This window comes from Sulfurivermis sp. (assembly GCF_059410345.1).
In genome coordinates this window covers 1-13,759 of record NZ_JBLJDO010000009.1, presented here as the reverse complement: position 1 = coordinate 13,759, position 13,759 = coordinate 1, and the positions used below count along the sequence as shown (strand labels likewise).

Annotated in this window: 15 protein-coding genes; 7 read left to right on the top strand and 8 right to left on the bottom strand. The window is 64.1% G+C overall.

Annotation, left to right across the window (positions count from 1 at the left end):
* Positions 1 to 72: 72 nt before the first annotated feature.
* The 3 genes from ACMV8A_RS08805 to ACMV8A_RS08795 all read left to right on the top strand — a co-directional run bounded on the left by ACMV8A_RS08805 (position 73) and on the right by ACMV8A_RS08795 (position 2,760).
* Complete coding sequence (locus ACMV8A_RS08805; protein ID WP_495325401.1) at positions 73 to 519, top strand: hypothetical protein; 447 nt, start codon at positions 73 to 75, stop codon at positions 517 to 519.
* A gap of 4 nt (positions 520 to 523) precedes the next feature.
* The gene (locus ACMV8A_RS08800) at positions 524 to 1,903 is read left to right on the top strand and encodes a class II fumarate hydratase (protein WP_495325400.1); all 1,380 of its coding nucleotides are present in this window, start codon (positions 524 to 526) and stop codon (positions 1,901 to 1,903) included.
* Between the two features lie 122 nt (positions 1,904 to 2,025).
* Positions 2,026 to 2,760: a pirin family protein gene (locus ACMV8A_RS08795; RefSeq protein WP_495325399.1), complete on the top strand. Its 735-nt coding sequence runs from the start codon at positions 2,026 to 2,028 to the stop codon at positions 2,758 to 2,760.
* Positions 2,761 to 2,788: 28 nt separating this feature from the next.
* On the opposite strand, the gene ACMV8A_RS08790 is transcribed toward ACMV8A_RS08795, so the two are convergent.
* Genes ACMV8A_RS08790 through ACMV8A_RS08780 form a run of 3 tightly spaced genes read right to left on the bottom strand, consistent with a single transcriptional unit; the run spans position 2,789 to position 5,267 of the window.
* The gene (locus ACMV8A_RS08790) at positions 2,789 to 3,136 is read right to left on the bottom strand and encodes a DUF3301 domain-containing protein (protein ID WP_495325398.1); all 348 of its coding nucleotides are present in this window, start codon (positions 3,134 to 3,136) and stop codon (positions 2,789 to 2,791) included.
* Entirely contained in the window at positions 3,136 to 3,804 is a 669-nt protein-coding gene (locus tag ACMV8A_RS08785; RefSeq protein WP_495325397.1) for a potassium channel family protein, read from the bottom strand. Before ACMV8A_RS08785 ends, ACMV8A_RS08790 begins: the two co-directional genes overlap by 1 nt.
* Positions 3,801 to 5,267, bottom strand: a complete 1,467-nt coding sequence (locus tag ACMV8A_RS08780) for a TrkH family potassium uptake protein (protein ID WP_495325396.1) — start codon at positions 5,265 to 5,267, stop codon at positions 3,801 to 3,803. Before ACMV8A_RS08780 ends, ACMV8A_RS08785 begins: the two co-directional genes overlap by 4 nt.
* Positions 5,268 to 5,390: 123 nt before the next feature.
* Between ACMV8A_RS08780 and ACMV8A_RS08775 the strand changes: the two genes are divergently transcribed.
* From ACMV8A_RS08775 to rnt, 3 genes are all read left to right on the top strand, one after another.
* Positions 5,391 to 5,720 carry a phage protein NinX family protein gene (locus ACMV8A_RS08775; protein ID WP_495325395.1) on the top strand — a complete coding sequence of 110 codons (330 nt, stop codon included), beginning with the start codon at positions 5,391 to 5,393 and terminating at the stop codon, positions 5,718 to 5,720.
* 139 nt (positions 5,721 to 5,859) lie between these two features.
* Positions 5,860 to 6,894 carry a dihydroorotase gene (gene pyrC, locus ACMV8A_RS08770; RefSeq protein ID WP_495325394.1) on the top strand — a complete coding sequence of 345 codons (1,035 nt, stop codon included), beginning with the start codon at positions 5,860 to 5,862 and terminating at the stop codon, positions 6,892 to 6,894.
* Between the two features lie 309 nt (positions 6,895 to 7,203).
* The gene (gene rnt / locus ACMV8A_RS08765) at positions 7,204 to 7,830 is read left to right on the top strand and encodes a ribonuclease T (protein ID WP_495325489.1); all 627 of its coding nucleotides are present in this window, start codon (positions 7,204 to 7,206) and stop codon (positions 7,828 to 7,830) included.
* Between the two features lie 91 nt (positions 7,831 to 7,921).
* Here the strand turns inward: rnt and grxD are convergent, their stop codons facing one another.
* From grxD to ACMV8A_RS08740, 5 genes are all read right to left on the bottom strand, one after another.
* Positions 7,922 to 8,254, bottom strand: coding sequence for a Grx4 family monothiol glutaredoxin (grxD, locus tag ACMV8A_RS08760; protein WP_495325393.1), 333 nt, complete (start codon positions 8,252 to 8,254; stop codon positions 7,922 to 7,924).
* A gap of 98 nt (positions 8,255 to 8,352) precedes the next feature.
* A complete protein-coding gene (locus tag ACMV8A_RS08755) occupies positions 8,353 to 9,585 on the bottom strand; it encodes a maltoporin (RefSeq protein WP_495325392.1) in 1,233 nt (410 codons plus the stop codon).
* 11 nt (positions 9,586 to 9,596) lie between these two features.
* The gene (locus ACMV8A_RS08750) at positions 9,597 to 11,378 is read right to left on the bottom strand and encodes an N-acetylglutaminylglutamine amidotransferase (RefSeq protein ID WP_495325391.1); all 1,782 of its coding nucleotides are present in this window, start codon (positions 11,376 to 11,378) and stop codon (positions 9,597 to 9,599) included.
* Positions 11,379 to 11,425: 47 nt separating this feature from the next.
* Positions 11,426 to 11,752 (bottom strand): BON domain-containing protein, encoded by a 327-nt coding sequence (locus tag ACMV8A_RS08745; protein ID WP_495325390.1) that lies wholly within the window; start codon positions 11,750 to 11,752, stop codon positions 11,426 to 11,428.
* A 27-nt stretch (positions 11,753 to 11,779) separates the two neighbouring features.
* Entirely contained in the window at positions 11,780 to 13,330 is a 1,551-nt protein-coding gene (locus ACMV8A_RS08740; protein ID WP_495325389.1) for a hydantoinase B/oxoprolinase family protein, read from the bottom strand.
* A 157-nt stretch (positions 13,331 to 13,487) separates the two neighbouring features.
* Between ACMV8A_RS08740 and ACMV8A_RS08735 the strand changes: the two genes are divergently transcribed.
* Positions 13,488 to 13,759, top strand: a 272-nt coding sequence (locus tag ACMV8A_RS08735; protein WP_495325388.1) for a thiosulfate oxidation carrier protein SoxY, incomplete at its 3' end; no start/stop codon positions are given.

Here is a 13,759-nt window from a genome sequence, read left to right as displayed (position 1 = left end):
ACTGTGACGTGCGGCAAACACCGCGGCCATAAATCATAGAAAATTCCTGGTATTTATCGAACGGGGTTCTTCATGGACGCGATGCGGCATATCGTTGAACAGTGGCTCAAGGCCTACGCCTACACTGCGGCCACCAACAATGTCGAGGCCCATCTGGACATGGTGTCACCCCGCCTGCAGGTGCTGGGCATCAGCCGGAGCGGCTTTCTCGAGTACCGCGAGTGGGCCAAGCGCCGCCGCAACGACATCATCAAGCGGCGCCTGGCGCGCATCAGTTACCGCAACCTGGTGATGGGCGACTGCAGCCCGGTGCGCCTGCACTTCACCGTGGAGGAAACCCTCAAGAGCACCGAGGGTGAGGCCTACGTGCTCGACAAGGACGTCATACTCAATCTGGAGCCGGACGGCCGGTGGCGCGCGGTGGAGGAATTGGTCCACGATGTGCGCCGGCTGCCGCCCGCCGGACATGAATTGCAACCCTCTACCCAACCCCCGGCGACGCCCGGGGAACCCGGATAACACCATGAGCGACTACCGTATCGAAAAAGACAGCATGGGCGAGGTGCGCGTCCCCGCCGACGCCCTGTATGGCGCACAGACCCAGCGCGCCGTGGACAACTTTCCCATCTCCGGCCAGCCGCTGCCGCGCCCGCTGATCCGCGCCCTGGGCCTGATCAAGGCCGCCTGCGCCGAGGCCAACCGCGACCTCGGCCTGCTCGACGGCCAGATCGCCGAGGCGATCAGCGCCGCCGCCCTGGACGTGGCCGATGGCCGCCACGACGGCCAGTTCCCCATCGACATCTTCCAAACCGGCTCCGGCACCTCCTCCAATATGAACGCCAATGAGGTGATCGCCGCGCTGGCCGCCCAGCGCCTCGGCGCCAAGGTGCACCCCAACGACCACGTCAACATGAGCCAAAGCTCCAACGACGTGTTCCCCACGGCGATCCACGTCGCGGCCTGCCTGCAACTGGAAGAACGCCTGTTGCCCGCGCTGGAACACCTGGCGCTCACCACCGAGCGCCGCGCCGCGGAGCTGAAGGACGTGGTGAAGACCGGCCGCACCCACCTGATGGACGCCATGCCGGTGACCTTCGGCCAGGAGATCTCCGGCTGGGCGGCACAACTGCGCCACGGCATTGAACGCATCCACGCCAGCCTGCCGCGCCTGCGCGCCATCGTGCAGGGCGGCACCGCCGTCGGCACCGGCATCAACGCCCCCGCCGACTTCGGCCCGCGCGTGGCCAGTGCGCTGACGCGCAAAAGCGGCGTCGCCTTCAGCAGCATGGACAACTACTTCGAGGGCCTGTCGTCGCAGGATGCCGCGGTGGAGATGAGCGGCCAGCTCAAGACCCTGGCCGTGTCCCTGATGAAGATCGCCAACGACCTGCGCTGGATGAACTCCGGTCCCCTGGCCGGCATCAGCGACATCCGCCTGCAGGACCTGCAACCGGGCAGTTCGATCATGCCGGGCAAAGTCAATCCGGTGATCCCCGAGGCGGTGATGATGGTGTGCGCCCAGGTACTCGGCAACGATGTCGCCATCAACACCGGCGGCCAGCACGGCAACTTCCAGCTCAACGTGATGCTGCCGATGATTGCGCGCAACCTGGTGGAGAGCATTCACCTGCTCGCCGGCGCCTGTCAGGTGCTGGCGGACAAGGCGATGGCCAACTTCAGCGTCAATGTCGAAGGCGTGCAGGCCGCGCTCAATCGCAACCCGATCCTGGTCACCGCGCTCAACCGCGTCATCGGCTATGAAAAGGGCGCCGCCATCGCCAAGCGTGCCTACAAGGAGAATCGCCCGATCCTCGACGTGGCCAGAGAGGAAACCGGCTTGAGCGAGGGCGAGCTGCGCACCCTGCTCGACCCGGCGCGCCTCACCCAGGGCGGCATCGACTGACGCATAGCAGGGAGTAGCGCCGCATAATCGGCGCGCTGCCTTTGCCGAGCGCCTGATGCATTGACACGCCTCCTGCGGTGCGGAGGCTATACTCCGCTTATCCCTCTGCAGGAACACACGCCATGGCCGAGCATTCCCTGCACTACAGCGCGGTTGAAATGGATGAAGGTGCAGGCGCGCGCGTGAAGCGCCTGTTTCCGGCGGCGGGCCTGCGCCACGCCGATCCCTTCGTGCTGCTGGATGAGTTTTTCGTCGGCCCCGAGGCCGGCTTTCCCGACCACCCTCACCGCGGCTTCGAGGCCATCACCTACCTGTTCGAAGGCGGCATGCACCACCGCGACAACCTCGGCAACGACAGCGTCGTGCAGGCAGGAGGTGCCCAGGTGTTCACCGCCGGACGCGGCATGGTCCACTCCGAAGCGCCGGCGGGCGACGAGACGGCGCACGGCATTCAGCTCTGGATCAACATGGCGAAGATTCACAAGGACCTGCCGCCCGCCTATCAACAGGTGGATGCGGCGCAACTGCCGGTGCAGGAACTGTCCTGCGGGCGGGTGCGCACCGTTGTCGGCCCCGGTTCGCCCATTCACCTGCACACCTCGGTGCTCTATCACGACGTGGAATTGCACAAGGAGGGCGAATTCCATGTCACCGTGCCGGCCCACCACACCGGTCTACTCTACGCCGTCACGGGGCGGCCCGAGGTGGCGAATGAGGAACTGGAGGCGGGAACGGCACTGCTGCTGGCCGGTGCCTCGGTGCTCACGGTCTATGCTACGCGGGACTGCCGCTTCATATGCGTCAGCGGCCAGCCGCACGGCGAGCCCATCATCCAGCACGGGCCGTTTGTGGACTGAGCGCAGCGGCGACTCCTGCGCCCACCGGTCAATGCCTGACCTGGGACTCGTCCATTTCCATGTCATGCAGCACGAACGGCCCCATCTCCAGATGCATGGCCGTCACCTGTCGCCCCAGCAATTCCACCTCGCCGCTGCTGCGATTGTCGCCCTCGTTGCTGAACTCGAAGCGAAAGCGGCGGCGCCAGCCTACATGCCCGGAACCATCGCGTCCCAGGCGCAGCCTTACCAGAGCCACAGTTTCGTCCAACAGTTGCACGTCGTGCCGCGTGCAGGCGCGGCGCACCGCCAGCATGGCCGCCTCGCGTGCGCGCATGGAATCTACCCAGAACCAAACCACCGCCAGCAACGCCGGCAACAACCAGAATTCTTGCATCAATGTTTACGCACCTTTTCCATTTGCGTGCCCCAGCGCTCGTGCAGCGCGGGCAGATTGTCGGCATGGGTGATCAGCACCACCTCATCGTCCTCGCGCAGGAGAGTATCCTCCGCCAGCGGCACGAACTTGCCACCGCGATACAGGCAAACGATGCGGCTGCGCGATGGCAGCTTGAGATCCGTAGCCGGCATCTCATCATCATGGCGCGCGACAAAGGTGAAGATACGCGCCTCGTCCTTGATGGCACTGGACAGATCGAGCAGATTCATGCCCTGAAACAGGTCGGCCAGATAGCGGCCGATGGTGCGCGATGGGATGATCATGTCCTCCAACCCCAGCTCGATGCAGATGTGTTCGAACTCCGGGTCGTCGATCTTGGTCACGATGCGGGCAAAACCCAGCGAACGGCCCACCAGGGAGGCGAGGATGTTGGCCTGGTCATTGCCGGTAAGGCAGAACAGCACATCGGTGCGCGCCGGATCGGCCTCGCGCAACAACGCCGGCTTGCTGCCGTCGCCGAGCAGAAAGCCGCAGTCCAGCTCACCGGCCAGGGTCTCGATGCGCTCCTTGTTGCGCTCGATGACCACCACCTCATGGCGCCGCCGCAGCAAAAACCGCGCCGTCATCACCGCCAGCGAACTGGCGCCCACGAATACCGCTCTCATGTCACTTCCGTCCTCTTGCCGAACCAGGTACCGGGAAACAGCAACACCAGCAGCGCCACGATCTCGACGCGCCCCGCCAGCATGTCGAAGCACAGCACCGCTTGCAACAGCGGCGGCAACTCACCCGCACTGATCCCGGTGGATAACCCCACGGTCGCGGTCGCCGACACCACCTCGAACAAGGCATCCAGCGGGTCATGGCCATGCAGCACGAAGATCATCCAGGAGGCGGCAATCACCAGCAGAAACAACAGTATCAACACCAACGCCCGCTCGATGTCATCGCTCTCCAACTTGCGTGTTCCCAGCCACGGCTGCACCACCGCATGTTCAGCGACGCGGGTGCGCCACAATGCCAGCTGCACCAGGCGGAGCAGGATCAACAGTCGCAACAGCTTGATACCGCCCGCAGTCGAACCGAGACTACCGCCACCCAGCATGGCAAACAACAGAACCATCTTGCTGCTGTCACTCAGTTCCCCCACCGCGAGACTGGAAAACCCGGAGCCGGTCTGGGCGGAGATGCCCAGCATGAAGCCGTGCTGCAATGCGGCGGACCATGACATACCACCGCGCATCAATACCCAGGCCATGAGCATCCCTACCAGGACCACCAACACCAGCAGGGCACGCAATTCCACATCGCGTCCAAACTCCCCGGCACCACGCGTGAACAGGACATAGTACAGCGGCAAGGCAATGGCGCCGGCGATGCACAACAGGCAGACCACCGTTTGTGCCTGCGGTGGCAACGCGGCCAGACTGCCATCCAGGCTGGAAAAGCCACCGGTGGAGATGGCGGTCAGCGCATGCGTCACCGCCATGAAGACATCGCCCTGCACCAGCAACAACAGAAACACGCCAATGATCGTGAGTACCACATAAACCAGCAACATGCGTCGTGCATAGTGGCGCGTGGTGGTGGCGATATTCTCGGCACGCAGGTCCGGGTCGACCAGACGATGACTGGCCAGGGTATGACCCAGCAGCAGCGCGACTGTCAGCACCACGATACCCAAGCCGCCATACCACTGCATCCAGGCACGGGTAAACAAGAATGCCGGCGACATCGCCTCTACCGAAACCAGAGTCGACAAGCCGGTGGTCGTGACGGCGGACACCGCCTCGAACAGCGCCGCGGAAAAATTGAGGCCGGCGGCCATCAGTGGCCAACTCATCAGCAGCGCACTGCCCACAAAGGCCAGCGCCGTGATCACCAACGCCTCGTTTATCTGCATGCGTGCCGGTGCCGGCAAACGGGCAAACACTGCGCCAGACAATCCCAGTACGGCAACTATCGCCATCAGGCGCCACGCAAATGCATAATCCTGATACCACAGCGCCACCACCAATGGCACCAGCGTCAATATGGCCAGGACCAGCGCCAGTTGGCCCAGATATTTCAGCACCACCGGCAGGCGCACGGCGTAACTGAGGGCAAGTACTATGTCGTCTCGGGCCAAGACCATGACTCGACTAGGGCGGCCTCGCGCCGCGGTAGCAAGGATTTTAGCCGCAGGCCGATGGAAATACCTGCGCCAGACCGATATTATGCAATCAGTTCATTACAGGCGTGGGGGGGCAACATGCAGGCAGCCCAACTCAATGGGGAACAGCTCGACTACTGGGTCGCCAAGGCACGCGGTATCCCTGCCTTCCGCCAGGAGGGCGAGTTGCTGTACAGCCCGGGCCACAACCTGCCGCCACGCAAGTGGAATCCGACCCGCTACTGGTCACAGGGCGGCCCCATCATCGAGGAACAGAAAATCGACCTCAACTGGGACACCGAAGGCACGCTGGAATGGTCCGCCTCCATCGAGCCTGACGTCCTGGCCCATGGCAGCAGCGTACTGGAGGCGTCGATGCGCGCCTATGTGATATCGGTGTTCGGCCCCGAACTGCCGGAAGAGAACTGAACATACGGAATGCAGCCGTGATTGAGACACGGTGAGCGGCGCGTACACCGCTCACCAAACGGTTGGTGAATCACACACATCAACTCTCGTGCCCTCCTGTCGTATCCCCCTGACATAGAAATACCAACCCGAAATGCCCATGACCGAACTCACTCTCACCCGCCCCGACGACTGGCACCTCCACCTGCGCGACGGCGCCGCCCTCGCCGCGGTGGTTCCGCACACCGCCGCCCAGTTCGGCCGCGCCATCGTCATGCCCAATCTCAGACCGCCGGTCACCACCACCGCCCAGGCGCTGGCCTATCGCGAGCGCGTGCTGGCCGCCGTGCCGGCCGGCAGCCGCTTCCAGCCGCTGATGACCCTGTATCTCACCGACATGACGCCGCCGGAGGAAATCCAGCGCGCCAAGGACAGCGGCGCGGTGTTTGCGGTGAAATTGTACCCGGCCGGCGCCACCACCAATTCCGACTCCGGCGTCACCGATCTGCGCAAGTGCGAGGCAGCGCTGCGCGCCATGGCCGAGTTGCAGTTGCCGTTCCTGGTACACGGCGAAGTCACCGATGCCGACGTGGACATCTTCGATCGCGAGCGGGTGTTTCTGGAGCGTGTACTGGCGCCGCTGCTGGAACGCATCCCCGATCTGAAACTGGTGGTGGAGCACATCACCACCGCCGAGGCCGCCCGCTTCGTGCTCAGCGCCGGCCCCAGGGTAGGCGCCACCCTCACCCCGCAACACCTGCTGATGAACCGCAACGCCATGCTGGCCGGCGGCATCCGTCCGCATCACTACTGCCTGCCGGTACTGAAGCGCGAGAGCCACCGCGAGGCCTTGCTGGAGGCGGCGACCTCGGGCAATCCCAAGTTCTTCCTCGGCACCGACAGCGCGCCCCACGCGCGCAAGACCAAGGAAAACGCCTGCGGTTGCGCCGGCATCTACAGCGCCCACGCCGCCATCGAGCTGTACGCCGAGGCCTTCGAACGTGCCGGCCGGCTGGACCGGCTGGAGGGCTTCGCCAGCCTGCACGGCGCCGACTTCTACGGCCTGCCGCGCAACCAAGACACCATCACCCTGCACAAGGAAAGCTGGACCGTCCCCGACTGCTATGCCTTCGGCGACGACGTGGTGGTACCTCTGCGCGCCGGCGAGACCCTCGGATGGAAACTGCAAGGCTGAAACACCAACACCTGCCGCGGAGACGCAGAGGGGGCCGGGCAACGAACCTTGGTTGGGTGAACATGGCTACCGGCATCCTGCCTCCCGCCGAATACCGTCCCCCCATAGATATAAGCGCAGCACATCCACCAGTGCCCAGTGAACGGTGGATGCGCTGCCGCTTATCCACCCTACTTGCTCTTACGAACCCATAGGCCGTGCAGGGATTTTCCTCAATTAACTCTGCGCCTCTGCGTCTCCGCGGCGGGTTTTGCCGTCCCTGAATTCGCGCCCAGGCGCCGAATTGGGGTATCCTGCGCCCCCATGACGATGTCCGAACACAAACCGGCCCTGGCCCGGCGCTTCCGTGGCTTTCTCCCGGTGGTGGTGGATGTGGAAACCGCCGGCTTCAATGCCCAGACCGATGCCCTGCTGGAAATCGCGGCTGTCACCCTGCGCATGGACGAATCGGGCCTGCTCTACCCGCACGAAACCCATCACGCCCATGTGGAACCGTTTGTCGGCGCCAACCTAGATCAGCGTGCGCTGGACTTTACCGGTATCGATCCCTATCACCCCCTGCGCCTCGCCCTGCCGGAGGATGAAGCGCTGCGCAAGGTGTTCGATCCGATCCGCCGCGAGGTCAAGGAACAGGCCTGCACCCGCGCCATCCTGGTGGGCCACAACCCCTTCTTCGACCTCGGTTTCGTCAATGCCGCCGTGGCGCGCACCAAGATCAAGAAAAACCCCTTCCACGCCTTCAGCAGCTTCGACACCGCCACCCTGGCCGGCCTCGCCTATGGGCAGACCGTGCTGGCCCGCGCGGTACAGGCCGCCGGCCTGAGCTGGGACGCCACGCAGGCGCACTCCGCGCTATACGACGCCGAACGCACCGCCGAGCTGTTCTGCGCCATCGTCAACCGCTGGCGCATGCTGGAGTTCGGCGGCGAATCCTAAACCGCAGGACGCCCCCTGCGAGGCTACATACCATACAAATAAAAACGCCGGTTTCCCCTGGGAAACCGGCGTTCTTCATGCAGAGTGAAAATTACTGCGCGGCTGCGGACTTCGCCGCGGCCTCCTGCGTCATCTTCTGCAACTCGCCTTTCTGGTACAGCTCCAGGGTGATGTCGCAGCCACCGATCAGCTCGCCGTTGATGTAGATCTGCGGGAAGGTGGGCCAGTTGGCGTAGCGCGGCAGGTTCTCGAAGATTTCGCGGTCCAGCAGCACATTGACGTAAGCGAACTCCACGCCGCAGGCGGACAGGGCCTGGGCGGCACGGCTGGAGAAACCGCACTGCGGCATCTGCGGCGTGCCCTTCATGTAGATGATGATGGGATTCTGTTTTACTTGCTGATCAATACGTTCCAGGACATCCATAACAACTCCTCACAATTCATAAGAAAACCAGGCCATACGCATAGTAAGCGTAGATGGGGATTACTGGCCCGGGATCAAGCCTGCATACCCCTTTGGGGTTACCACCAGGCCTCGGCGTGCACACCGTAGGTCAGCCCGGAGGTCTTGCCCGCGAAAGGCCCGCTGTTGCCACCGGCCAGACCGGTGCCGGATTCCGCCGCCATGGCCGCCTCGTTCCACTGGGCATAGGTGGCGAACAGGCGCAACACCGGGCGGGAATAGTAGCCACGGCCACGCGACAGTTGCGGCGCCAACGTCACCTTGGTCAGGGTGCGCTCCGCACCGGCATCGGGCTTGATCCGATCGTGGCCCAGTTCCAGCGCCACGTTGAAGTGGTCGGTGAAGTAATAGATGGGGCGCACGCCGAAGGACCACCAGGTCTGCTTGAGATAATCCTTGCGTTCATACACCAGGGTGGCCTGGCCGGACCAATCCAGGTGGGGCTCCACATGGATCTGCTCCACCACACGCCAGCTGCGTGCGTCGTTACTCAGGCTATCATCGGCATCGCGGCTCAACGTGGCGCCCGCACCAGCGCCATATTGCAGGGCCAGAGTGTTGGAGCCACCCCATACCCCGCTCTGCTTGTGCACCACATGCAACATGTAACCGTGTTTACCATCGAGTGCGGCACGGCTTTCATCACTGCGGCGCAGATCGATGCCCAGGGCCAGTTTGCCTTCCTCGTTCACCGGCAGATCATACCAACGCAGATCGTGCGAGGTGATGGCGTGGTTCTTCACGCTGGTGGGATTGCCGAACTCGTCCTGGCCATCGACCCAGCGCATATAGGCATAGGACAGCTTGCCCACTCCCAGCGGCACATCTTCCACACCGCCGCCAGAACCGCTGTTGTCCCAATAGAAATAATCAGTCATGTGCACGTCGGTGCGGCGCAGGCGCTTGCCGACCCAGAAGCGAGCATCCTTCAGCTCGCCGCCGAACAGCCCCTTGCCTTCTGCATAGATCTCGCGCATTGCGCTGTTGTAGCTCTCGAAATCCTTTTCTGCCAGTGTCTCGTAGGCGAACTGCACCGCCACCCTGTACTGCGCACCGTCGGCGCTGGGCGCGAAGTTCTGCGCCAGGGTGAGACTACCGTAGGCCTCACACTCGTTGCCGAGACGGTATTTGCTCGCCGCGCCGGGCAGTTTGAAACACACCTGATCGCCGCCGGCGCTGTTGCTGCCGGCACCGACGCGAAAGTAGCCGTGAAACTCGAAGCCCTCGGGGGCCGCCAGCGCAGCGCCCGCCATGGTGCCCAGCAGCAAGGCCAGACCCGCCTGATTTTTCATGTTGTGGTCACTCAGTAATACAAATCGACATTGCGCTGCAGCCACAGCTCCAGCAGCGCCAGGTGCCACAGCTTGCTGCCACGCAGGTAGGTGAAGTGCTGCTCCGGCTCGGCCAGCAGCCTGTCCACGTAGGCACGGTTGAACAGGCCGCGCTGGCGGCAGGCGTTGGAGTCGAGGATGTCGCGCATGAAATCGTAGAATTCGCCGCGCACGTATTTCAGCGCCGGCATCGGGAAGTAGCCCTTGGGCCGATCGATGACACCGTCGGGGATCAGGCCACGGGCGATCTTTTTCAGTACGTGCTTGCCGCCGGAGCCGAGCTTGAGTTCCGGCGGCAGTTGCATCGCCAGCTCCACCAGCTCGTGATCGAGGAAGGGGACGCGCGCCTCCAGGCCCCAGGCCATGGTCATGTTGTCGACACGCTTCACCGGGTCATCGACGATGAGAGTGGTGGTATCCATGCGCAGCACGCGATCGATAAAGGTGTCGGCGCCGGGCTGAGTGAGCAGTTTCTCAATCAGCATGCCGGTGTGATCCTCGCCGCGAAACGGTTCAGCCACGGTTTGCAGAAACTCGCTGTGCGGGCGATCGAAATAGTGTTTGGCAAAACGCTCCAGATCGGTGCCGCCCTCAGCATCCATACGCGGATACCAGAAGTAGCCGCCGAACACCTCGTCGGCACCCTGCCCGCTCTGCACCACCTTTACCTCCTGCGACACGCGTTCGGCGAGGAGATAAAAGGCCACCGCGTCCTGCCCCACCATGGGCTCGGCCATCTGCTCCACCGCCTCGGGCAGGCGCAACAACACCTGAGCGTTGGGAATGGCGTATTTGTGATGGCGCGTGTCATACATCGCCACCACCTGATCGGAATACTCGAACTCGCTGCCCTTCTCCTCCGGCACATCCTCGAAACCGATGGAGAAGGTGAGGATGTCCTTCACCCCCTGCTCCGCCAGCAGGCCCACCAGCAGGCTGGAATCGAGACCGCCGGACAGCAACACACCCACCGGTACGTCGGCGATGTCCAAGCGGCGCTTCACCGCCTTCTTCAAGGCTGCGTGGATCGCCTCGGTCCACTCCTGTTCGCTGCGCGCCTCGCTCGGGCGGTGCGCATAGAGCTGCCAGTACTGACGCTCGCTGCGACGGCCCTCCTGGTCGATGGCCATGGTGTGGCCCGGCGCCAGCTTGCGGATGCCGTTGAGCAGGGTGCGCGGCGCGGGGATCACGCCGTGCAAGGTGAACTGGTGGTGCAGGCCGAGCGGGTCGATGCTGACATCGGCGCCGCCGGCAGCGAGCAGGGCCTGCATATTGGAGGCAAAACGGAAGCTCTTGCCATCGTGGCTGTAGTACAGCGGCTTGATGCCGAGGCGGTCACGCGCCAGAAACAGGTGCTGGCGCCTGATGTCCCAGATGGCGAAGGCGAACATGCCGTGCAGATGTTCCACGCACTGCTCGCCCCAGGCGGCATAGGCCTTGAGGATCACCTCCGAATCACCGTCGGAGAAGAAGTTGTAACCGCGCGCGCGCAGCTCCACGCGCAGGTCACGATAGTTGTAGATGGTACCGTTGAACACCAACACCAGACCGAGTTCGTTGTCGATCATCGGCTGGTGCGAGCGCTCCGACAGATCGATGATGGCGAGACGGCGGTGGCCCAGCGCCAGCGGGCCGTCGGAGTAACTGCCCTCGTGATCCGGGCCGCGCCGCTCCAGCCGGTGCAGCATGCGCCCCAGCACGGCCAGATCCGGCACATGGCCATCCAGTCTCAGTTCACCGCAGATTCCGCACATAGGGTCAGATACAAGTCAGAAGGAAGATAGAGGCAAGGGGCATCCATTCAGCGGCCGATGCGCAGGTTGTTGACGACGCCTTTGACGCCATCGATTTCCCGCACCAGGCTGACGATGTGTTCTGCACTGCTGGCACTGGAGGCCGTGCCGGCCAGGGTGACCACGCTGTCGCGCACGCTGACACGGATATCGCCGGCGTTGATACTCTTGTCATGCACCAGGGCACGGTTCACCGCGGCAGCCAACAGGTTGTCTGCGCGCGCCTCTTCATAACTGCGACCATCGTCCGCCCGACCGCCCTGTCCGGCCCCCATCATGGTGCCGCTGGCACAGCCCGCCACCAACACGATCCATAACAACACTAATGCGCGCATACCCTCTCCCTGCCTGTTTTCTGTCTGTTATGACTTGCCCCAACCACCGCCGCCCGGTGTGGCGATGGTAACCCGATCGCCGCCGGCAACAGCAAGGCTGACCTTGCCCGGCAACGGCCTGTCGTTGAGCCGGTTTTCCCCTGTCGCGGCGGGACAACCACCGGCCAGCCCCCACGGCGCGTGGCGGCGGCGCTCGGTGAGCAGGGTCACCTGCGCCGGCGCCAGAAACTGGAACTCGCGCACGATGCCGTCGCCACCGCGCCTGAGCCCCGCGCCGCCCGAACCCCGCCGGATAGCGTACCGCGTCACACGTAACGGATAGGCCGATTCCAGCGCCTCGATGGGGGTGTTGAGGGTGTTGGTCATATGGGTCTGCACGGCATCCAGCCCGCCGCCCTGCGGGCCTGCGCCCATACCGCCGCCGATGGTTTCATAGTAGTCCCAATCGGCGGCCTTGTTTTCGGCGCCCGGGGCGACGTTATTCCTGGCGCCCATGGCGACGTTGTTCATAGACCCGTGACTGGCCGCCGGCATGCGCCCGGGCAGAGCCTGGGCCAGGGCGCCGCAGATCACGTCCACCACCCGCGTACTGGTCTCCACGTTGCCCGCAGCCACCGCCGCCGGCCGCTGCGCGTTGAGCAGGCAGCCTTGTGGTGCAGTGAGATGGATGGCGCGGAAGGCCCCGGCGCAGGCCGGGGTTTCGCGCGGCATCAAACAACGGAACACGTAATACACCGCCGCCGCCGCCACGGACAACGGGCAATTGACGTTGCCCGGCACCTGCGGCGCGGTCCCGCTGAAGTCCACTGCGACCCGGCCGGCGCTGACCTGCACCCGGGCCGCGATGGTGATGTCCTGGCTGCCGACCCCGTCGTCATCCAGCACATCGGCAAAGGCATACTCTCCGTCCGGGATTTCCGCCAGCGCACTGTGCGCCAGGCGTTCGGCATAGTCGTTGAGGGCGACGAGGGCGGCACGGTAGGCCGCTGCCCCCATGCCCCGCACCAGCTCGCGCAGGCGCGCCAGCGCGGTACGGTTGGCGCTCACCTGCGCCGCAAAATCGCCCTCGGCCTCGCTGCGGCCGCCGGCCAGGCGGCCCAGCAGGGTCGTGTCGACCCGGCCATCACGGACCAGCAGCGTGGGCGGAATCACCAGCCCCTCCTCGTCCAGCGAACGGGAGATGGGCATGGAACCGGGGGCTGCGGCGCCGATGTTGGCGTGGTGGGCACGATTGGCGACAAATCCCAATGATTCACCGTCATGCAGCAGCGGGGCGATGACGGTGACGTCGGGCAGATGGGTCCCGCCGAGGAAGGGATCGTTGACCACCACCATGTCGCCCGCACGCCAGTCGATACCGCTGACGATGCCGCGCATGGCATAGGCCATGCTGCCCAGATGTACCGGGATGTGGGCGGCCTGGGCGCACAACTCCCCCTGCGCATCGAACACCGCGCAGGAAAAATCCAGTCGATCACGGATGTTGGGTGAGAAGGCCGTTCGGCGCAGCGCCGCGCCCATCTCATCGCAGACGGCCTCGATGCGGCTGGCAAACAGGGACAGTTCTATGGGGTCCATGGCGCGGGATGGTAGCCCATCCCATGGCAAATCGGCAGACGGGAACGAAACTCCACAGAAATCCTAGTGTCACACGCCATAAGTCCCTATCATATGGCCCCTCGGACGGTCCCGGACCTACACCATTACCAACCCAAAGCTTCAAGGAGTCTGTCACGTGAATACCAAGCGCAGAATCTTTCTCAAGGGCACCCTGGCCGGCAGCGCCGTCGCCGTTGCCGTCAGCGCCGGCCTGCTTTCTCCCCGTCAGGTGCTGGCTGCCTGGCCCAAGGACGCCTTCGAGGCCAAGGACATCGCCTCCAGTCTGAAGGGCATCTACAACGCCGACATGACCACCCCCAGCAATGACATCGAGATCAAGGCCCCCGACATCGCCGAGAACGGCGCCGTGGTCCCCGTCACCGTCAATGCCAACATCAAGGGCATCGA